Source organism: Kribbella steppae (assembly GCF_004342025.1).
GTDB classification, from domain to species: domain Bacteria; phylum Actinomycetota; class Actinomycetes; order Propionibacteriales; family Kribbellaceae; genus Kribbella; species Kribbella steppae.
On record NZ_SLWN01000001.1, the window covers coordinates 869,144 to 889,526 of the forward strand.

Below are 20,383 nucleotides of genomic sequence, written 5' to 3' on the forward strand. Positions count from 1 at the left end.
ACAAGGATTTTCCACAACAACGAGTTGACGGCAGCAGCCGGCGTCGACCACGATGATGTCTGGAAGCACCGTTTAGGACATTCCATCTCTGTGAGGAGCTCGCGATGGCGCGAAGCACACGATCCCTGCTGCGGGGGCGGCTTGTTCCCACCCTCGCCATGGCCCTCGGGCTGTCGATGGCGCTTGGCGCCTGTGTGTCCGGCAGTCCGGCCACCGGGGACGCGCCGGAGCAGTCGGGTGACGCGTATTCCGGTGAAGTCGAGTGGTGGACGATCAACCTGCAGAAGAACTACGGGCCGGACATCCAGAAGTGGATCGACGCCTACGAGAAGGAACATCCCAAGGTCACCATCAAGTGGGTCGACGTCCCCGGCCAGGACATCACCACCAAGCTGCTGGCCGCGCTCGCCAGCGGCAAGGTGCCGGACGCGGTCAACATCACCTCCGCGACCACCGGCCTGTTCGCCGGCTCGATGGCGGACCTGAACTCCTTGTTCAGCAAGGACGAGATCGCGGCCTACGCGCCCAACCTGGCCGACCCACTGGTTGCCGACGGCAAGCGGATCGCCATCCCCTGGTACAACGGCGGCACCTCGCTCGGCTTCTACAACAAGGACCTGCTGGCCAAAGCCGGTTTCGACCCGGCCAAGCCGCCGAAGACGTACGACGACGCACTCGCGCTGGCCACGGCGTACAAGACCGCCACCGGGAAGTCGGCCACCAACTTCATGGCCTACTCCAGCGTGGTCCAGGCCAACGGCATCCCGCTGCTGTCGCCGGACAAGAAGACGGCCGCCTTCAACACCCCCGAGACGCTTGCCCTGGTGGAGAAGTTCAAGCCGCTTTTCGACTCCGGTGCGATCGCACCGGGCAGCCTCGGCGCCAACCCGCGTGAGCTTCCCCAGTCGCTGGAGAACCGGCAGATCGCATTCAACCCGGCGGCCGTGTCCAGCAGCCTGCTGAACATCGAGAAGAACTCGCCGGCCGTCTACGGTTCGATCGTCGTCGGTCCGCCGGTGACCGGGGCGGACGGGAAGTACTACATGTCCGGCCAGCAGATCGTCACCGTCCCGGCGAAGTCGGACAACCAGGCCGCCGCGGCCGCGTGGCTGAAGTTCGTCACCGCACCCGAGCAGCAACTCGCGCTCTGCAAGCTGGTGCCGATCTACCCGTCGTCGGTGAAGGCACTCGAGGATCCGTTCTTCACCGACATCGCCGGCACCACCCAGGCGGACCAGGCCCGCAAGGTCCTGCTGGACACGTTCAAGAACAGCGTGGACGCGTCCCTCGGCTCCGGGAACGACGAGCAACTGCGCAAGCTGTTCGACGACCAGATCCGGGCGTACATGTCAGGCACGACGTCGGCCAAGCAAGCGCTGGACACCGCCGAGAAGGCGTGGAACGAAACCCTCGCGAAGGGCAGCAAATGAGCAGCATCATCCGGATCGGCATCGTCGGCGCCGGGATCATGGGACGCGGTAACGCGCTGTCCCTGTCCGGTCTGCCCGAGGTCGAGGTCGCGGCCGTCACGAGTCGCTCGGCGGACAGCGCCGGGCGGCTGGCCGACGAGATCCAGGGCCGCGGTGCCCCGCGGCCGACGATCCATCCGGACCTCGATGCCTTGCTGCAGGACGAGAACGTCGACGCCGTCGTCCTGACCACCCCGGACCACCTGCACGGCGAGATGATGGTGCGCGCGGCCGAGGCCGGGAAGCACATCTTGGTGGAGAAGCCGCTGACCACGTCGGTCGCCGAGGCGGATGCCGCGGTCAAGGCGATCCGTGCGCACGGTGTGGTGGCGATGTGTTTGTTCAACCACCGTTGGGTTCCCGCCTACGCGCAGGCGCACGAGTTGCTCGCGGATCTCGGCGACGCCGCGGTGGCCTACGCACGCAAGGACGACACCATCTTCGTCCCCACCGAGATGTTGTCCTGGTCCGACCGCACGACCTGCGCCTGGTTCCTGTCCAGCCATGACATCGACCTGGTCTCCTGGCTGTTGCGCGACCAGGTCCGCCGGGTCTACGCGACTGCCCGCTGGGGGAAGTTGCGCTCGCTCGGCATCGAGACTCCGGACGCCATCCAGATCCAGGCCGAGTACTCCCGTGGCGCGGTGGCCACCTTCGAGTCGGCGTGGATCTACCCGAACACCTTCCCGACCACGGTCGACTCCTACGTGTCGGTCGTCACCGACAACGGCGTGGTCCAACTGGACCGGCAGAAGGAGAGCGTCGTCCTGGCGACTCCGGATCGCTATGCCTACCCGAGGAACATGCTGCAACGGGTCATGCACGGCATCCCGGCCGGTGCGTACGCCGACGCGATCGCGCACTGGATCAGGTGCTGCCGCACCGGCGAGCAGCCGCTCATCACGATCGAGAGCAGCCGGAACGTGACCGCCGTCCTCGAGGCCGCGCACACCTCGATCGAGACCCGGCAATCCGTCGACGTCTCCATGCTGGCCGACCCGGGGAACGGATGACGACGAACAAGAGTCCCGAGAAGCCGCGGCACATCGACGCCCGCGTCAACCGGATCGGGATCGACGACCTCATCACGGCGTTCGGGGCGCCCGACGGTGTCCACGACCTCGCCACGTTGCGGGCCTTCGTGGGCGGTCGGCTGCGGCGGCCGGCCTGGCCGTTGCCGGAGTGGACCGACGCGATTCGGTCCACACCGGCCGCGGACACCGTCCTCGCCGACGCGGCCCCGCTGCTCACCGGTGTGGAGGTGACGGGGCGCGAGCACGGTCGCTCTCGTCGCTATGGCTTCCACTACCTCAACTGGTTGTCGCCTGGTGTCCACGCGTGGCTGCTGACGGGCGACGATCAGTACCTCCACGCGTTCGAACAGCACTTCGACGACTGGGTCGAGCAGCGTGACTCGGTCACCGGCGAATGGCCCGGCCTCGATGTCATCTGGTACTCACTCGGGACTTGGGCGCGGTGCCGGAGTTTCCTGCCGACGTTGGAGGTCCTGACCGACTCGGCCCTGTCGGACCGGGTGTGGGGCCGGCTGGTTGTGACTCTCGTCGGCGGTGCACGGTGGGCGTACGACGAGCACGACGTGTTCCGGCATGGGAACTGGCAACTCGTGTGCGCGACCGAGCTTCTGCATATCAGCGCCGTACTGCCCGATCTGATGGAGGCGGACAGTTGGGCTTCGCGAGCGCGGCAGCGGATCGACGAGCATCTGTTACTGGATGTCTACGGCGACGGGGGGCACTACGAGCGCTCCCCCGGCTATCACAAGATGTGTCTGAGCGCGCTGCAGACGGCCGCGATGATCGACAGCCGATTCGCCGAGCACCCGAAGCTGACGGCAATGCACGACTGGTTGTGCGAACTGGTGTCCAGCGGCGGTTGGATCCCACACCTGCAAGACAGTCACATCGAGTGGCCGGCGTTGAGTCTGCTGCGTGGCAGCTACGTGCTCGACAACCCATTGCTGGCTCGCATTGCGGCGCAGTGGCTGTCGCCCGAGGCGTTTGCCACCGAGGCGGCGGCGCTGCCGGCGTGGGCTGATGCGGCCCGCCAGCAGCGGTGGATGGACACAGTGGCGACTGCTTATGACCACAAGGTCCCTGCGCCACCGCCTAGTACCGTGCTGGCCGACTCTGGCTATGTGGTCCTGCGCGCTGACGAGCTGAGGGCCGTGATCAACTACGGCCCGCACATCGAGCACGAGCTCGAGTCGCACTCGCATCGCGCCGTACTCGATCTGGTGCTGGATGGCTGGGACCAGCCGTTGCTGTGGGAGGCAGGTGGTCCGCCGAGCTATGACGATCCGGAGTACCTGACCTGGTACCAGTCGGGTCGGGGACACAACACGGTTCTCGTGGACGACCAGGAGCTGGGTACCGATCGCGGTGTGAGCATCGAACCGCTCGTCGACACTGGGCGCGTCGCCGTGTTCACGGGCCGGCACCGCGGGAACGTCGTCCCGCAGTCACGGACCGTCACGATGGTGCGGCAGGAGCCGGCCTTCGTGGTGGTGTCCGACAGCGCATCGGCGGATGGACATGTGTTCCGGGCGTGCTGGCAGGCGATCAGCCCCTGGCGACAGGTTGGGTCGCTCGCGTACGACGCTTCGGCGCCGGATGGGCCCGGGTTGCTGCTGGTCGAAGTTGGAGACGCTGAGACGACTGAGGTTGCGTCGACTGAAGGGGTCGCGCGGCGTCCATTGGCCGGTGGGGTGGCGGACTATGGGCCGTTGCACTCGCTGGTGCTGACGCGGGACAGCGGGGTTTTCACGACCGTTCTCGTTCCGCATGAGGGAGCGCAGCCGGCTGACGTTCGGGTGACTGCACTGGGGTCCTCGCTGACCGTCGACCACGGGAACACCGTCGATCGGATCGACGCGTCCAGCTGGGTGCGGACCGTCGGCGGACTGTTGTCCTGGGCAACTGGTTGGCGGGTCCGGGAGCTGCGTGACCGTGAGCAGGTGCTGTTCCGGAGTGCGGCCGAGGTGGATGTCGAGGCCACGGTTGTCGAGGGTGGGCTCCGCCTTGAGGTGACCTGTGCGGGTCGATGCGGGCTCCGGGTGCCGCACGGCCGGGGGTTGCTGCTGAACGGCGTATCGATCACGGCCGAGAGCGACGACGAGGGGTGGGCTCACCTCACCTTGCCGTACGCCGGGCGCTGGATCGTCGAGGGGGCACGTCATGACTGAGGACGTCACCAGCGGGTGGTTCGACGCTCGCATCGTGACCGGGGCACACCCTGCGGCCCTCGTGCAGAGCAGCGATCGGGATGCGATTGCGGCACACCTCGACACCTATGCGATGTCGGGTGCCCTCGTCAGCGCGATGGCTTCGTGGCTGCACGATCCGGTGGGTGGCAATGCGGAGGCGAGTGCGGTGGCGCGCAGCCTGGCGGACCGCGGCGTCCTGGCTTGCTGGACCGCCGTGCCACCAACGCCCGGTGAGCTGCAGTCCCTGGACGGGCTGGTTGATCAAGCGGTGGCCGAAGGGGTTGCGGCGTTCCGGTTGCATCCGCGTTCGCATGGGTATTCGCCGGTGGCGACCGCAATGCATAAGCTCTACGCCGCGCTCGCCGCCAACGGCCTGCCGTTGTGTGTCGACTTCACCGAGGTCGATTGGCACCACCTCGACCACATCGCCACCCGATTCCCCGCGCTGCCGATCGTCGTCTCGAACCTCGGGTACCGGCAGTTGCGCAACCTCTGGGCGGCCATCCGCGACCACGAGAACCTGTACGTCGATCTCGTCGACTTCGCCGGTCACCAGGCGATCGAGTGGCTCGCGGCCCGAGGGCTGGCCGACCGGTTGTTGTTCGCGACCGGGCTGGGTCTGCGCGATCCCGGCGAGAGCATCGTCCGGCTCGCGTGGTCGGGTCTGGACGACGACACGGTGGCGCGCATCGGTGCCGGGAATGCGGATCGGTTGTTCGGCGTCCGTCGTACCGCGATGGCAGAGCAGTTGGGAGGGCGAGCATGATCGGCAGGCGACCACAGCGGAGGGTGGTCGACGTTCACGCGCACCTCGGTCCGTACTCGCTGTTCTACATCCCCGAGCCGGACGCCGCGGCGATGGTCGGAGTGATGGACCGGACCGGGACCGAGGTCACGGTGGTCGCCGCGAACCGTGCTATCCAGCAGGACGCACATCTGGGCAACTCGCAGGCGCTGGCCGCCGTCGATGCGCATCCGGGCCGGCTCGCGGCGTACGCGGTCATCAATCCGTGGCAGGACCCGGAGCGTGAGCTCGAGCGGCTCGCGGCCGACGACCGGTTCGTGGGCATCAAGGTGCACCCGACCCTGCACCGCTACCCGGTGACGGGCTCGCGGTACGCCGCGGTCTGGGCGTTCGCCGAGGAGACCGGCTGCCCGGTGCTCAGCCATTCCGAGCATCAGTCGGCGTACGACGCGCCGCCGCTGTTCGAGATGGTCGCGGCGAAGTACCCGCGGGCAGCGGTGATTCTCGGGCACGCCGGGATCACGCCGGCCGGTGTCGACGAGTCGATCGAGGCCGCCGCCCGGCATGAGTCGCTCTGGCTCGAGGTCTGCGGCTCGCAGATGACCGGCCCGCTGATCATGGCGATGGTGGAGCGGGTCGGCAGTCAGCGGGTCCTGTTCGGCTCCGATTTCCCCTTCATCGACCAGCGGATGTCGCTCGGGCGAGTGGTGTGCGCGCCCCTGACCGACGGTCAACGTCAAGATGTTCTGAGCGGGAACGCCCGCAGACTGTTCCGGTGGCGACCGCTGCCGGGAGATCCAGGGGTGGAGCAATGAGCGAGGAAGTATTTTCGACGGCGGGTGAGCGGCTGCCTCCGGTGACGGTCGGGCTGTTCGGGCCGCGCAAGCTGGTGAAGACCATGGCGGAGGTCGGGCTGCAGATCACCGACCGGTCCCCGCACGGCGTGAAGTTCGTGTCGGCTGGGTACGACGACCAGGCCGAAGCCGAAGAGCGGTACCTGAAGCTGCGGGACCGGATCGACTCGGCCGTGTTCCCCGGGCCGTGGGTGTTCGACCTCGCCACGGCCGGACACTGGCTCACCGTTCCGTCGACGCACCTGCCGCTGACCGGTGCCGCGTTGTACGCCGCCCTGCTGCGCGCCTCCCTGACCATCGACGACGTCGACCTGTGCCGGGTGAGCATCGACTCGCTGTCCGCGGCCGACGTCGAGGAGGCGTACGGCGAGATCGGTCTCGACACCGCCGACGTGTACGACATCCCGTACGAGGGACCCGAGTCGGTGGCCGGATTCGCGGCGTTCCACCGGGAGAAGTGGGAGCAGGAACGCACCACGCTGGCGCTGACCACGATCCTCTCGGTCGAACGCGAACTGCGTACCCAAGGCATTCCGGTACTGCGGATCGCGCCCACCCGCTCGAGTGTGCGCGATGCACTCGAGACCGCGGTGCTGCTCGGCCAGGGCACGCGGATGGGTGCACACCAGCTCGCGATGATCGCCGTACAGCTGATCCCGACCGGTACGTCCCGGGCCGAGTCCGGCGACTACTGGCAGCAGGAGCTCGCCGTGCTCACGCATCAGAAGCTGCTGTCGGAGGCACGTCAGGTGGGCGCGACGGTCGCACGTCGCTCGGACACGCTGTTCCTCGTCACGACCACTCACGGAGCGCTGACCCGGCTGACTGAGCAGTTCACCGTGGCGCCCTTCCTGGGTGCGTTGACTGCGCAGCTCGGCGTACCGGTTGCGGTGGGGGCGGGCGCGGGCCAGACAGCGCGGGCGGCTGAGGCCAACGCGCTGCTCGCGGTCGAGGACTCGGTCGGCCGCGAAGGCAAGGTCGCGGTCTACCTGGACGGTACGACTGTCCGGACCGAGCTGCCACCAGGTCGAACAGTCGCGCCACCGATGGCGGTCGACCTCATCTCACCGGTCGACCAGCGCGCCTACGAGATCGTCACCTCGATCGCCGCGGCGACCGCGCCGGAAGCCGGCCAGCAGGTAGTCGTGGACGTCGAGAGCGTCGCCGACATCATGCAGGTCACCCAGCGGACCGGGCGGCGGATGCTGAAGGAACTCGTCGAGGCCGGTCTGGCCTGGCCGCTGCCACCCGCTCGGTCGACCGGAGGCGGCCGGCCCCGCCAGCAGTTCCGACTGCTCACCGAGAAGCTCGACTGACCCCTGGAGGACCTGTGCAGACCGTTGCCCGAGGCCACGAACAGACCGATCGCCTGTACGACCGCGCCAAGCGGGTCATCGCGGGCGGAGTGTCGAGCGACGCCCGCCGCGCGGACCAGCCGCTGTTCGTCGACCACGCGCGCGGCGCCGAGCTCTGGGACGTGGACGGCAACCGGTACGTCGACTACGTCCTCGGGCAGGGACCGAACCTGCTCGGCCATGCCTCCCCGATCGTGGCCGAGGCGGTGTCCGCCCAGGTCAGCCGCGGGGTCGCGTACGCCGCCCAGCACGAACTGGAAGCGATCGTCGCCGAACGCCTCTGCCGGATGGTGCCGTCGGCCGAGCTCGTGCGGTTCAACAGCGTCGGGTCGGAGGCGGTGCACGGCGCGCTCCGGTTGGCACGCGGGCACACCGGTCGGCCAAAGATCGTGAAGTTCGAGGGCAACTACCACGGCTGGCTCGATCCGGTTCTCTACAGCGTGCACCCCGACCTGGCGCTGGCCGGGGACGCCCGGCATCCGGCAGCGGTGGGCGGTACGGCGGGCCAGCCCCGAGGTGGCGCGGACGATCTGATCGTGCTGCCGTTCAACGATCTCGCAGCGGTGTCGGCGGTGCTGGAGGACTGCGGCGACGAGATCGCGGCCGTGATCCTCGAGCCGCTGCTCTGCAACACCGGCTGCATCACGCCCGCGCCCGGCTATCTCGAGGGCCTTCGCGAGCTGACCTCACGGTATGGCGCGTTGCTGATCTTCGACGAGATCATCTCCGGGTTCCGGGTCGCTCCCGGTGGTGCTCAAGAGTTGCTGGGCGTCGTACCGGATCTGTCGGCGTTCGGTAAGGCGATGGCCGGTGGGATGCAGGTGTCGGCGCTGGTCGGCTCACACGAGGTGATGGGTTCGATCGCCAATGGGACCGTGGCCCACGCCGGCACGTTCAACTCGCATCCGGTCGCGATGGCCGCGGCCGACGCGGTGCTCAGGCATCTCGACGAGAACCGTGACGCCGTCTATCCCCCGCTGGTTGCTGCGGGCCAACGACTGATGGCTGGTCTGCTTGATTCGGCGCAGCGTCACGGCGTACCGATGCTCGTCGATGGCCCGGGGCCGGTCTTTCAGAGCTACATCACCGATCAGCCTGCGGTGACCGACTACCGGAGTTTCGCGGCCTGCGACAGGCCCGCGATGGCGAAGTTCCACGCGGGCCTGTTCGCAGCCGGGATCAACATCGTGCCCCGGGGGCTGTGGTTCCTGTCCACCGAGCACACCGATGAACAGCTCGACGAAACGATCGCCGTCGCCGACTCGGTGCTGGCGTCGCTCTAAGCGGGACCTCTTACAGCCCAGGACCCCCCAGAACAGCCTGGCCTTCGTCGGCGCCGGATCGAACGGCTTGCGGTCCTGGCTGCAGGTCGAGCCGTCGGCCGGTGCCTTCAAGGTGGTGAGGTCAGAGCCACAGGCGCATCCGCCCGAAGTGCGGCGCGCGCTTGTCCGCGGCGGCCGACTCCTGTCGCGTCCATCAACAGAAGGAGGCCGGCAATCCACCGTACAGCGGATTCCCGGCCTCCTTCGTCGGAACTAAAACTCAGGCAGTCTTCTCGCGGCGCTCGCGCTTGCGCTCGATCTGGTCGCGCGGGATCAGCGTCGGGTTCACGTTCTCCAGCACCACCTCGCCGGTGACGACGACCTTGGCGACGTCCTCACGGCTGGGCACCTCGTACATCACGTTGAGGAGAACCTCTTCCATGATGGCCCGAAGCCCGCGGGCGCCGGTGCCGCGCAGCAGCGCCTGGTCGGCGATCGCCTCGACCGCGTCGTCACTGAACTCCAGCTCGACGTTGTCGATCTCGAACAGCCGCCGGTACTGCTTGACCAGCGCGTTCTTCGGCTCGGACAGGATCTTGATCAGCGCGTCGCGGTCCAGCGGGGACACCGTGGTGATCACCGGGAGCCGGCCGATGAACTCGGGGATCAGGCCGAACTTCAGCAGATCCTCCGGCATCACGTCGGAGTAGCCGCCGGCCTCCTTCGGCTTCTCCGGCTCACGCGAGGTGTTGAAGCCGAGCGTCTTCTTGCCGACCCGCTGCTCGACCATGTGGTCCAGGCCGGCGAACGCGCCGCCGACGATGAACAGCACGTTGGTGGTGTCGATCTGGATGAACTCCTGGTGCGGGTGCTTGCGTCCACCCTGCGGCGGCACCGAGGCCGTCGTACCTTCCAGGATCTTCAGCAGTGCCTGCTGGACACCTTCGCCGGAGACATCGCGGGTGATCGACGGGTTCTCGCTCTTGCGGGCGATTTTGTCGACCTCGTCGATGTAGATGATCCCGGTCTCGGCCTTCTTGACGTCGTAGTCGGCCGCCTGGATCAGCTTGAGCAGGATGTTCTCGACGTCCTCACCGACGTACCCGGCCTCGGTCAGGGCGGTGGCGTCGGCGATGGCGAACGGGACGTTCAGCATCCGGGCCAGCGTCTGCGCGAGGTAGGTCTTGCCGCAGCCGGTCGGGCCGATCAGCAGGATGTTCGACTTGGCCAGCTCGACGGCCTCGTCCTTGGCGTGCCGGCCGGCGCTCGAGCTGCCTTGTCCGTCACGGACCCGCTTGTAGTGGTTGTACACCGCCACCGCGAGTGCCTTCTTGGCCACGTCCTGTCCGACGACGTACGCGTTGAGGAAGTCGTAGATCTCCCGCGGCTTGGGGAGTTCGGTGAGGCCGACCTCGGAGCCCTCGTTCAGCTCCTCCTCGATGATCTCGTTGCAGAGATCGATGCATTCGTCGCAGATGTAGACGCCGGGACCGGCGATGAGCTTCTTGACCTGCTTCTGGCTCTTACCGCAGAACGAGCATTTCAGCAGGTCGCCGCCGTCACCTATGCGTGCCACCGGGACAGATCCCTTCTCTGAGCAGTCGAACCGTGGGCCAAGGGGGCGTAGGCCGCTCGGGCCGGGTGCTGTACTGCAAACCCGGATCCGATTCGACGGTACCGCGCCTGAGGCCGAAACGCCGCGCCCGCCGCCGCGTTGTGACTACGCCGGTGGCGAACGGGCTGCGCTCTTGACAGACCCATGTCAGCACCGTCGGAGCGGGTCGGACGTGATAGGAGCACTTCAGTCCGCGCTCCCGGCCGCGTTGGACGGCGGCCGGGACGCACGGATCGAGGCTCAGACGCCGGCCGGGACCGGGGACTTGAGGGTCTGCAGGACATCGTCGATCAGGCCGTACTCGATCGCCTGGTCGGCGGTGAGGAACTTGTCCCGCTCGATGTCGCGGGACACCTCCTCCAGCGACTTGCCGCTGGCGTCGGCGATCATCTTCTCCAGCAGCGCCCGCAGCCGGAGGATCTCGTTCGCCTGGATCTCGATGTCGCTGGACTGGCCGTAGGTGCCCTCGGTGGCCGGCTGGTGGATGATGATCCGGCTGTTCGGCAGCGCCAGCCGCTTGCCCGGCGTACCGGCGGCGAGCAGCACGGCGGCGGCCGAGGCGGCCTGGCCCAGGCAGACCGTCTGGACGTCCGGCTTGATGTAGCGGACGGTGTCGTAGATCGCGGTCAGCGCGGTGAACGAGCCGCCCGGGGAGTTGATGTAGATGCTGATGTCGCGGTCGGAGTCCATCGACTGCAGGCACAGCAGCTGGGCCATCACCGCGTTCGCGATCTCGTCGGTGATCGGCGTACCGAGGAAGATGATCCGGTCCTCGAACAGCTTGGTGTAGGGGTCGATCCGGCGCATGCCGTACGACGTGCGCTCCTCCCACTGCGGGATGAAGTAGTTCATGGGTGCGTCCTTAGCTGACGGAGTGGGAGATCAGGAGTTCGGGCTGCCGCTGCTGAGCTGGGCGGCGCTGGCGACCACGTGGTCGATGAAGCCGTACTCCTTGGCCTGCTCGGCGGTGAACCAGCGGTCCCGGTCGGCGTCGTTCTCGACCTGCTCGAGCTGCTGGCCGGTGTGCTCGGCGATCAGCTTGAACAGCTGTGCCTTGATGTGCAGCGACTGCTCGGCCTGGATCTTGATGTCGCTGGCCGTACCACCCATACCGCCGGACGGCTGGTGCATCATGATCCGCGCGTGGGGCAGCGCGAACCGCTTGTCCTTCGCGCCGGCGCAGAGCAGGAACTGGCCCATCGAGGCGGCCAGGCCCATCCCGACGGTCGCGACGTCGTTGGAGATCCACTGCATGGTGTCGTAGATCGCCATGCCGGAGTCCACCGAGCCGCCCGGGGAGTTGATGTACAGCCAGATGTCCTTGTTGGGGTCCTCGGCGTTGAGGAGCAGCATCTGCGCGCAGATCGCGTTCGCGTTGTCGTCGCGAACCTCGGACCCCAGGAAGATGATCCGGTTCTGCAGCAGGCGCTGGTAGATGTGGTCGTCGAGTCCGCCGGATCCGTTGCCGCCCGCGGCGGTGGGGCTGGCTGCAAATGTCTCGTTCACGAAGCCGACATTACTGGGCCGGGGCGACAGACCTAAGGCTGGGCCACAGGTGTTCGCTTACGGCGCACCGCGTCTGCCCTGAGCGAATTTCTTTCCGCTCAGCAACTTTCACCCCGCGGGCTGCTACCGCCCGTTCCCGGGCGTGAACTCCTCGACCGTGCCGATACCCGTTCACCAGCCACAGAGCGCAACTGCGGCGAAGGCGTGCACCTCGTCGTACCCACCGGCGGCGGATCCTCGTTCGCGTGCACCACCGACTCGCTCCCCAGGTGCTTGAGCCGTCGGCCGATCGGTTGCAGGTACGTCGTGTTGATCGCGGTCGCGTCGTCGTACAGCCGGCTCGGTCTTCCTTCCTTGGCAATGAGCGCCGTTCCGAACTCGCAGTCGGGGCGGCCGACAGGGGTCCCGTACGTGACGTACTGGATGCCCTGGCAGCCATAGGCAAGGCTCATCGAGATCTGCCACAGCAGTTCCTCCCGCGTGGGCGATCTGAGGTTCCAGTCACCGCGGCGGCCGCGGCCGGCAGGCTCAGCTTCATCAGGCGTCCCCCAGGGCCGACTCTTACGGTGCGCCGGTAACGCTAGGGAGCGCCGCTTTCAGATCGCTTTCAGCGGGCTGACACGCGACGACGGCCCGGATCCACGGGGGATCCGGGCCGTCGCGCCGTACTGCTGTCAGGTACTGCCGGGTGTCAGGCCTTCGCCGGCTCCTCGGCCGGGGCGTCCGCCTCGGCCTCGGTGGTCTCGGCCTCCGGGTCGGCGTACGAACCGTCCGGCTGCAGGGTCTTCAGCTCGACCACGTTGCCGGAGGCGTCGGTCACCTTGGCGTTCTCGACCAGGTGGGCCAGCGCCTTGCCGCGGACGACCTCGGAGACCAGGCTCGGCACCAGGTTGTTCTCAACCGCGTGCTGGGCGAACTGGTCCGGGCTGACGCCGGAGCGCTGCGCGTGCCGGACGATGTGCTCGGTCAGCTCCTGGTCGTTGACGCTCAGCTCCTGCTGCTCGGCCACCAGGTCCAGCACGAACTGGGCCTTGATCGCGTCCTCGGAGCGCTTCTTCAGGTCCTCGTCGAACTCGTCCTGGGACTGCTCCTCGCCCTCCAGGAACTGCTCGAACGTCATCCCGGAGTACCCGAGCTGCTGCTCCAGGTTCTCCTTCCGGGCGGCGAGCTCGTCGACCAGCAGACCCTCCGGCACCGGTACGTCGACCAGCGTCAGGATCTTCTCGAGTACGGCGTCCCGCGCCTCGCCGGCCTGCTCCAGCCGCTTACCGCGCTCCAGCCGGCCGCGGACGTCGGCCTTCAGCTCGTCGGCGGTGTCGAACTCCGACGCGGTCTGGGCGAACTCGTCGTCGAACTCCGGCAGCTCCTGCTCCTTGACCGCGGTTACGGTCACCGCCACGTCGACGTCCTCGCCCTTCAGCGCGCCGCCGACCAGCTGGGTGACGAAGGTCTTGCTCTCACCCGCGTTCAGCCCGGTGACCGCCTCGTCCAGACCGTCCAGGAGCTGGCCGCTGCCGACCTGGTAGGACAGGCCGGTGGCCTGCGCCTCCTCGACCTTCTCGCCGTCCTTGCTCGCGGACAGGTCGAGGGTGATGTAGTCCTTGTCCTGGACCGCGCGCTCGACCGGGTTCAGCGAGCCGAACCGCTGCCGCAGCGCCTCGATCTGCTCGTCCACCTCGTCATCGGAGATGGCGATGTCCTCGACCTCGGCCTCCAGGCCCTCAAGGTCCGGCAGGGTGATCTCCGGGCGCACCTCGACCTCGGCGGAGAACTGCAGGCTCTCCTGGTCGTTGAACTCGGTCACGTCGACCTCGGGCCGGCCGATCGCCTTGACCTGGTTGTCCTGCACCGCCTGCGAGTACAGCTTCGGCAGCGCGTCGTTGATCGCCTCCTCGAGCACCGGCCCACGACCGACCCGCTGGTCGATCACCTGCGGCGGCACCTTGCCCTTGCGGAACCCCGGGACGGTGATCTGCTTCGCGATGCTCTGGTACGCCGCGTCGAGGCTCGGCTTGAGTTCCTCGAACGGCACCTCGACGATGAGCCGGACCTTCGTCGGGCTCATGGACTCGACGGTGCTCTTCACGGTGGCGGTTCTCCTTGATCGATGACTTCACAGCACGGGGACAGCCCGCGCTGCAGGGGTACTGCAGGGGGTTTGTCGGGGCGACAGGACTCGAACCTGCGGTCTCCTGCTCCCAAAGCAGGCGCGCTAGCCACTACGCTACGCCCCGCAGTGACCGCACGAGTCTAGTCGACCCGACACAATGCTCGCGCCACCACCCTCCCCCGGCGGTTACGCGCGTCACCTAGGAGACGCTGGTCATGCTACGCATCGTCAGTCTGCACGCCTCCCTGGCCGGCTACCGGTTGGTGGCGGACTGGGCTGCCCGGCATGGTCACGAGCTCGCACTCGTCGTCACGCCGAGTGCGGATGACGCGATCCGTCGTTACGGCGGCGACCAGACCCCGCTCGCACTGCAGCTCCCTGGGCTCGGCCAGCCCTGTCTGCCGACCGACCGGCTCCTCGAAACCGCTGCTCCGGCTGTTGCCGCTCTCCAGCCCGACCTGGTGATCTCGGCGACGTACCCCCGCCTGATCCCCGCGGAGATCACCGGCACACCGGCGTACGGCGCGGTGAACCTGCACCCGTCCGCACTGCCACGGGGCCGGGGACCGAATCCGCAGCGACTGATCTATGCGGGCGACCCGACCGCCGGAGCCACGCTGCACCGGACCGCGGCTTCGTTCGACACCGGCGCGATCCTGTCCCGGCGCGAGGTCCCCCTGCCCGACCCGCTCACCGCGCGCGTCCTCCGCGACCTCTGGGCTCGGCTGCTCGGCGAGGTCCTCGAGGAGGGTGTCGGCCGGCTTCTGGCCGGCGACCCCGGCGTACCGCAGGACGAAACCCTCGCAACCACGGCCCCGCACTTCACCCAGGACGAACGCTGGCTCGACCTGACCGAGCCCACGGTCACGCTCCAGCGCCGTACGGCAGCCCTGAACCTGGCCGCCCCGTCCGCCCTCGCCCGAATCGGCGACCAGGACGTCATGGTCCTGGGCATCGAGGCCGTCGACGGCCCGCGGTACGACGTGAAGCCAGGCGCTCTGATCCACTGGGAAGCCGAGGAAATGGTCCTCGTCCAATCTGGCACCGGCCCGATCCGCCTGCACATCTGCTAACCGGTTTGCCAACACCCGACCCCGGTGTGGAATCATGTCCGAGCACCGCGGGTGTAGCTCAATGGTAGAGCCCCAGTCTTCCAAACTGGCTACGCGAGTTCGATTCTCGTCACCCGCTCGGAACGCGAAAGGCCCCTAGCCACAGGAATCCTGAGGCTGGGGGCCTTCGTCATGCGGGGACCGGATTCGAGTGCCGTGCCCTCCACGTGCCCTAAGGGACCGGGACCAGCACCCCGGCGGGCCTATCCTCATCGTCCGGCGTGCCCCCGTCACCGACCGTGGCTTCTCGCTCAACTACTGCGTTCAGCCGGTCGGTGATCTCCCGAGCCCGCTCGTCCGTGGCGTGCTGGTAGATGAGCGCCGCGCGCATCGTCGAATGCCCATGCGCTGCATCAGCTCGCGCGTGGACGCACCACTCAACGACGCCAGGTGGTTACCCGTGTGACGCAGGTCATGGAACGTGAACCCCTTGGGAAGGCCAGCCTCTGCGACCCGCTTGGTCCACTTGACAGTGGCAAGCCGACTCTTGGCGTGGGCCGCGCTGGCCTGGGTTTGGCAGCTATTAGGGGGACGGGGCAGGTGTGGATGTCTGTGCAGTCATCGCGCCTACACGGTCCAGGAGACAACCACAAGGGAGCCGAGTACTAGACCTACGTACCAACCGGCGGTTACGCCGACCACAAAGCTCGCAGCCCACAGCCGAACAACTCGTATTGCACAAAGACCTGTACCGACGACAGCAGGTGTCACGAGCGGCAGGTAGAACTCCACCACGGCATCGAGTTTGCCGGTCTCGGCAGGCATTCCGATTGCGTGTAGGACCAGGACAATTCCCGTCAACCAGCAGGCAGTCATCCCGATAATCATGCCCGCCGCCATGAACCCAGGTTCCTTTAACCACCTGGGGTCCGTCGAGGGTTCCTGCACGCAGCACACCGTCTCACATCGGTACCTGCCTGGAGAACGACGTTAAGCAGGCAGTTGGCTGAACGGACTAGGGAAGACAAGTTCGTGCCCTTTACGTGCCCTAGCAGGTGGTCGTTGGTGGTCAGTCACGGGCTGTGGCGGGTACGGGTTTCAGGCGTGGAGGTCCCGATCCGCGAGGGCGCTCGGCCGCACTTCCAAACGGGCTACGCGAGTTCGATTCTCGTCACCCGCTCCAACAACAGAAGGCCCCCAGCCACAGGGAATCGGTGGCCATGGGCTTCTTTCACGTCTGGGCCAGCTCAGGCCGCGTGCGATTAGCCGACCCGGCTGGCAGCTATCGGGGGGCGGGGCAGGTGTGGCGACGTTCGAGCTGGCTGTGGGGGATCAAGGGGAGCGCGGCAGATCCAAGCTCCCGCAACGCTCAGTCCAGCGGCGCGGTCCAGTCAGTAGCGGGCAGCAACTCCCGGAGCCTCGACGTTCGGTGCCGTCCTAGAACCACCTCGGTGTCAAGGTTCGCCGGGTCAATCTGGCGGATGAACTCTCGACAGCGGCCGCACGGCGGCACAACGTGCAACGGGCCCTGGTCCTCGCCTCGCCAGACGGCCACGATCTTCGCGATTCTGTACTCACGGGCAGTCACCATCGCCGCGATGGCAGCGTGCTCGGCACAGAATCCCGTACCGGAGGCGGTGTCGATACATACACCGACGTACACGCTGCCGATGTCAGTGATGAGAGCCGACGCCACATCGCCGAAGACTCGATCACCGACATGGTGAGGATGCAGCACGGCCACGGCCGCATCGATGAGGCCGTCGTTATCTTGAGCGATCACGCACGGAAACCTAGCGACCTTGTCCAGCTCGGGGCGATGGGATTTTCGCCAGGGCCGCTTGGGACGCTCGTGCGTGTCGTGCGATTAGCGTGCGATTACGAGGGGTCAGCCGGGGTCAACTGAGGTCACTCGGAGGGCATCGGTCTGCGCGCCAGTGTGCCCTGGTTCCTGGTTTTGATTTGGCGTTCAAGTAGCTCGCTCGTTCTCCGAATATGGGCCTGCTCTGGAGCCCTGGCGGGTCTAAGCTCTGCGGATGAGCTTGGAATGGGAGCAGGTTATTGTCCACTCGGTCGATCCGGTGGCCTTGGGTCAGTGGTGGGCTACGGCGCTTGGTTGGGTGGTGGTCTACTCCTCCGATGACGAGTTCGAGATCCGCCCGGAGCCCGATCGCCTGCCGGGGTTGGACTTCGTCCGGCTTGATGAGGCCAAGAAGTCCAAGAGCCGACTGCATCTCGACTTCAGGCCTGAAGACCAGGACGCCGAGGTGGCGCGTCTGGTGGCTCATGGCGCACAGCGTGTTGACATCGGCCAGGGTGAGCAAGCGTCGTGGGTTGTCTTGGCAGACCCCGAAGGCAACGAGTTCTGCATCCTCAGCCAGCGACGTCAATAGGCGCGTTCGCCTAGCTGACTCCTGACGTGCGCCGCGCCGGCGGCTGTCAGGGGGACGTGGCCGGTGTGGTCTCGAGCTCCCGCAGCATGCGGTAGTACTCGGTCCGGCCCGGATCGGGGTCGACTCCGTAGGCAGAGAGGAGGGTTTCCTCCCAGCCGGGCCCGTAGTTCCACTCAGTACTCCACGTCGCCACAGCGAGATCGGCCCAACGGTCAGCCGTGCCGAGATTGGCCATGTCGACATGGCCCGAGCACTGACCGTCGGGTGTGACAAGCGTGTTCGGCACACATGCGTCACCGTGGCACACCACCAGCTTGTCTATCGGCGGCGTGACTGGAAGACCGCTAATAGCGCCAGTCATGGCTTCGCCGATCCGGTCCTCCACCGACCACGTGAACGGGCACGCTTCAACCGGCAGCGCATCGTGCAGCCTACGTAGCCCTACACCAGCCGCCTGGACGGCCGTCGCAGGATCTGCTTTCCAACGATCGCTGACGGCGCTGTCCCCAGGCAGACCCGCCGTAAGCATCCAGGCTGCGTCAGCGTCTGCTCCGTAGTCGAGGACGACGGGTACCGAGGCGAACTGAGACGCCCATTGCAGCCGCACGACTTCTGCCGTCAGATCGAGTCCAGATCCGGCCGGTGCCCACTTTGCGAACCTGCGCGATGGACCGCTACCTAGCTGAAAGGTCAAGCCTCCACGCCCATTGCGCCACACCGGCGTCATGGACTGATCGTCGCCGAGTCGACGAATCTGCACAGGTACGGCGACGTCATCGGCCGGGATGCCACTGATCAACACGAACCGATCCTTTCGCGCTCGGGGGCCGAACGACTACCAGATTCGCTCGCTGGTCTTCGGGTGACATCGCCGTCGTCTAGGGTCTCGGCGTGTCGATACTCGGGGATGCGACGACGCGGCTGGCGGTGATCCGGGGGAACTCCGGGTCGGGGAAGAGCACCACGGCGCAGGAGGTACGGCGGCGGGTCGGGCGCGGGGTGGCCTGGGTCGAGCAGGACTACCTGCGCCGGATCCTGCTCCGCGAGCACGACCGTCCGGGTGCCCCGAACATCGGCCTGATCGACCAGACCGTGCGCTATGCACTCGATGCCGGCTACCACGTGATCCTGGAAGGCATCCTCTACAGCCCGACGTACGGCGCGATGGTCCGGCAACTGATCGCCGACCACGCCGGCCCCACCGGCGTGTACTACTTCCAACTCCCCTTCGACGAGACCATTCAGCGGCATGCCACCCGCCCACTCTCGAAGGTCGTCACACCGGAACAGATGCGTGACTGGTATCAGCCCTGCGACCTCCTCGGCGTACCAGGTGAGCAGGTGATCGACATCTCCAGCACGCTGGACGACTCCGCCAATCGCATCGTCACCGATCTCGCCTGGACAGGTGGGGGCGCTATCGCGCACCCAGTTGAGGACTGACGGGGTCCGGGAGGGTTTGGAGGGTGCGGAGGGGTGAGAGCAGCCCGATGAGGGTGGCTCCGAGCATTGCGGTGGTGGAGACGACGAGGGTGGGGCGGAGGCCCATGGTGGTAGCCAGGAGGCCGGAGGTCAGTGCGCCCACGGACTGACCTCCGATCACCAGGGTGCGCCAGGTGGCACTGACTTGAGCTAGTTGGTGGGGTGCGACGAGGGACTGGCGCAGGGTGCGTTGCGGTACGGCGAACAGCGACATGCCGAGGCCCGCGAACGCCTGCCCCAGAAAGATCAACGGTGCGAAGCCGACTGCAAGAGCCGCTCCAGTGAGGGACGCGATGAACTGCCCGGTGAGGTAGCCGCGGCCGATGCCCACCCATCGGATCCACGCGGGTGCGACGAGCGAGCCGGTAACAGCGGCCACACCGAAGGCCGTGATCGCCACACCGACCAGCGCAGGCGCCCATTGCAGCTCGCGGACCAGGTACAGAACGATCAGCGGACCCTGCAACGAGCCGGCGATCGCACCGACCGTCGCAGACACCGCCAGCGGCGCCAGGATGGGACTGCCGAACATCGCCCGCAGTCCACCGGTCAGCTGTACCTCCGACCGCTCCACCGATGCACGCGGAGGCTCACGGATCAGGTACGACGCCACCGCCGACACGACGTAAGACACCGCATCGAAGAGGATCGCGAACGGTGCAGTCACCAACTGCACCAGCAGGCCCGCCACCGACGGTCCCGCCGTAGACGCGACGTTCACGTTGAGCAGGTGCGCGCTGTTCGCCCGGATGAGGTCGTCACGCGGTACGAGCGCCGGCAGCAACGTCATCGACGCCGTCTCCGACAGCAACGTCAGCACACCAGTCAGCACAGCCACCACGTACAGCTGCCACATCTGCAACGCCCCGACAGCAGCCGCCAGTGGGATGCACCCGAGCAGTACGGCGCGCCCGACGTCCGTCACCACCAGCACGCGCCGCAGCGACCACCGGTCCACCCAGACACCCGCAGGCAACCCGAACGCCAGATGCGGGAGCACAGTCAGCGCCGCCAATACGCCCATGTCCACAGCCGACGCGTCGAGCGTGACCACGGCGACCAGCGGTAGCGCGACGGTGGTGATCGCACTGCCCGACGCGGAGACCAGCTGCCCGACCCACAGCTTTCTGAACTCACCCCTGACGACCCAAGCCATAGCGAGCAACCTGTCACTGAGAAGAGTCGTCCGACCACGCCTGTTCGCCCCCAGCGGAGCGTGTTCACTGCCCGCGAACTGGTCCAGACCATGCACACTTCCGTTACCGGTGGTTACTGGCTAAGGTGCCGCCCTGTGTCGAGGGCGCGCTGGGGAGTGCG

The 20,383-nt window shown here is 67.1% G+C and carries 18 protein-coding genes and 2 tRNA genes; 11 read left to right on the plus strand and 9 right to left on the minus strand.

Annotated elements, in window-relative coordinates; all coding sequences use genetic code 11:
• The first annotated feature begins 104 nt into the window (after positions 1-104).
• Genes EV652_RS04035 through EV652_RS04065 form a run of 7 tightly spaced genes read left to right on the plus strand, consistent with a single transcriptional unit; the run spans position 105 to position 8,929 of the window.
• Positions 105-1,430, plus strand: coding sequence for an ABC transporter substrate-binding protein (locus EV652_RS04035; protein ID WP_132207542.1), 1,326 nt, complete (start codon positions 105-107; stop codon positions 1,428-1,430).
• Complete coding sequence (locus tag EV652_RS04040; protein ID WP_132207543.1) at positions 1,427-2,482, plus strand: Gfo/Idh/MocA family protein; 1,056 nt, start codon at positions 1,427-1,429, stop codon at positions 2,480-2,482. Before EV652_RS04035 ends, EV652_RS04040 begins: the two co-directional genes overlap by 4 nt.
• Positions 2,479-4,671 carry a heparinase II/III family protein gene (locus EV652_RS04045; RefSeq protein ID WP_132207544.1) on the plus strand — a complete coding sequence of 731 codons (2,193 nt, stop codon included), beginning with the start codon at positions 2,479-2,481 and terminating at the stop codon, positions 4,669-4,671. Before EV652_RS04040 ends, EV652_RS04045 begins: the two co-directional genes overlap by 4 nt.
• On the plus strand, positions 4,664-5,458 hold the full coding sequence (locus tag EV652_RS04050; protein ID WP_132207545.1) for an amidohydrolase family protein: 795 nt from the start codon (positions 4,664-4,666) through the stop codon (positions 5,456-5,458). Before EV652_RS04045 ends, EV652_RS04050 begins: the two co-directional genes overlap by 8 nt.
• Complete coding sequence (locus EV652_RS04055; RefSeq protein WP_132207546.1) at positions 5,455-6,252, plus strand: amidohydrolase family protein; 798 nt, start codon at positions 5,455-5,457, stop codon at positions 6,250-6,252. The genes EV652_RS04050 and EV652_RS04055 overlap by 4 nt, the downstream gene beginning before the upstream one ends.
• Positions 6,249-7,607, plus strand: a complete 1,359-nt coding sequence (locus tag EV652_RS04060) for a hypothetical protein (RefSeq protein WP_132207547.1) — start codon at positions 6,249-6,251, stop codon at positions 7,605-7,607. The genes EV652_RS04055 and EV652_RS04060 overlap by 4 nt, the downstream gene beginning before the upstream one ends.
• A 14-nt stretch (positions 7,608-7,621) precedes the next feature.
• Positions 7,622-8,929, plus strand: a complete 1,308-nt coding sequence (locus EV652_RS04065; RefSeq protein WP_158441085.1) for an aspartate aminotransferase family protein — start codon at positions 7,622-7,624, stop codon at positions 8,927-8,929.
• Between the two features lie 259 nt (positions 8,930-9,188).
• Here EV652_RS04065 and clpX read toward each other — a convergent pair whose 3' ends face one another.
• The 6 genes from clpX to EV652_RS04095 form a co-directional block, all read right to left on the minus strand.
• Positions 9,189-10,484 (minus strand): ATP-dependent Clp protease ATP-binding subunit ClpX, encoded by a 1,296-nt coding sequence (gene clpX / locus EV652_RS04070; RefSeq protein ID WP_132207549.1) that lies wholly within the window; start codon positions 10,482-10,484, stop codon positions 9,189-9,191.
• Positions 10,485-10,763: 279 nt separating this feature from the next.
• Positions 10,764-11,375 carry an ATP-dependent Clp protease proteolytic subunit gene (locus tag EV652_RS04075; protein WP_132207550.1) on the minus strand — a complete coding sequence of 204 codons (612 nt, stop codon included), beginning with the start codon at positions 11,373-11,375 and terminating at the stop codon, positions 10,764-10,766.
• 30 nt (positions 11,376-11,405) lie between these two features.
• Positions 11,406-12,029, minus strand: coding sequence for a ClpP family protease (locus EV652_RS04080; RefSeq protein ID WP_132207551.1), 624 nt, complete (start codon positions 12,027-12,029; stop codon positions 11,406-11,408).
• A 98-nt stretch (positions 12,030-12,127) separates the two neighbouring features.
• Positions 12,128-12,481 carry a hypothetical protein gene (locus EV652_RS04085; RefSeq protein ID WP_132207552.1) on the minus strand — a complete coding sequence of 118 codons (354 nt, stop codon included), beginning with the start codon at positions 12,479-12,481 and terminating at the stop codon, positions 12,128-12,130.
• Between the two features lie 239 nt (positions 12,482-12,720).
• The gene (gene tig, locus EV652_RS04090) at positions 12,721-14,115 is read right to left on the minus strand and encodes a trigger factor (protein ID WP_132207553.1); all 1,395 of its coding nucleotides are present in this window, start codon (positions 14,113-14,115) and stop codon (positions 12,721-12,723) included.
• 75 nt (positions 14,116-14,190) lie between these two features.
• Positions 14,191-14,263, minus strand: a tRNA-Pro gene (locus tag EV652_RS04095).
• Positions 14,264-14,354: 91 nt separating this feature from the next.
• Here EV652_RS04095 and EV652_RS04100 point away from each other — a divergent pair.
• Both EV652_RS04100 and EV652_RS04105 read left to right on the plus strand, forming a co-directional pair.
• Positions 14,355-15,212 carry a methionyl-tRNA formyltransferase gene (locus EV652_RS04100; RefSeq protein WP_132207554.1) on the plus strand — a complete coding sequence of 286 codons (858 nt, stop codon included), beginning with the start codon at positions 14,355-14,357 and terminating at the stop codon, positions 15,210-15,212.
• A gap of 47 nt (positions 15,213-15,259) precedes the next feature.
• Positions 15,260-15,330, plus strand: a tRNA-Gly gene (locus EV652_RS04105).
• 1,230 nt (positions 15,331-16,560) lie between these two features.
• On the opposite strand, the gene EV652_RS04110 is transcribed toward EV652_RS04105, so the two are convergent.
• Entirely contained in the window at positions 16,561-16,974 is a 414-nt protein-coding gene (locus EV652_RS04110; protein ID WP_199237987.1) for a cytidine deaminase family protein, read from the minus strand.
• Positions 16,975-17,227: 253 nt separating this feature from the next.
• Between EV652_RS04110 and EV652_RS04115 the strand changes: the two genes are divergently transcribed.
• Positions 17,228-17,584, plus strand: coding sequence for a VOC family protein (locus EV652_RS04115; protein WP_132207555.1), 357 nt, complete (start codon positions 17,228-17,230; stop codon positions 17,582-17,584).
• A gap of 46 nt (positions 17,585-17,630) precedes the next feature.
• On the opposite strand, the gene EV652_RS46110 is transcribed toward EV652_RS04115, so the two are convergent.
• Positions 17,631-18,386, minus strand: coding sequence for an aminoglycoside 3'-phosphotransferase (locus EV652_RS46110; protein ID WP_369409991.1), 756 nt, complete (start codon positions 18,384-18,386; stop codon positions 17,631-17,633).
• An 89-nt stretch (positions 18,387-18,475) separates the two neighbouring features.
• Between EV652_RS46110 and EV652_RS04125 the strand changes: the two genes are divergently transcribed.
• Positions 18,476-19,027: a kinase gene (locus EV652_RS04125; protein ID WP_242001536.1), complete on the plus strand. Its 552-nt coding sequence runs from the start codon at positions 18,476-18,478 to the stop codon at positions 19,025-19,027.
• Here EV652_RS04125 and EV652_RS04130 read toward each other — a convergent pair.
• Positions 19,002-20,222 carry an MFS transporter gene (locus tag EV652_RS04130; protein ID WP_132207556.1) on the minus strand — a complete coding sequence of 407 codons (1,221 nt, stop codon included), beginning with the start codon at positions 20,220-20,222 and terminating at the stop codon, positions 19,002-19,004. The two genes, EV652_RS04125 and EV652_RS04130, sit on opposite strands and share 26 nt — an antisense overlap.
• Between the last annotated feature and the right edge of the window lie 161 nt (positions 20,223-20,383).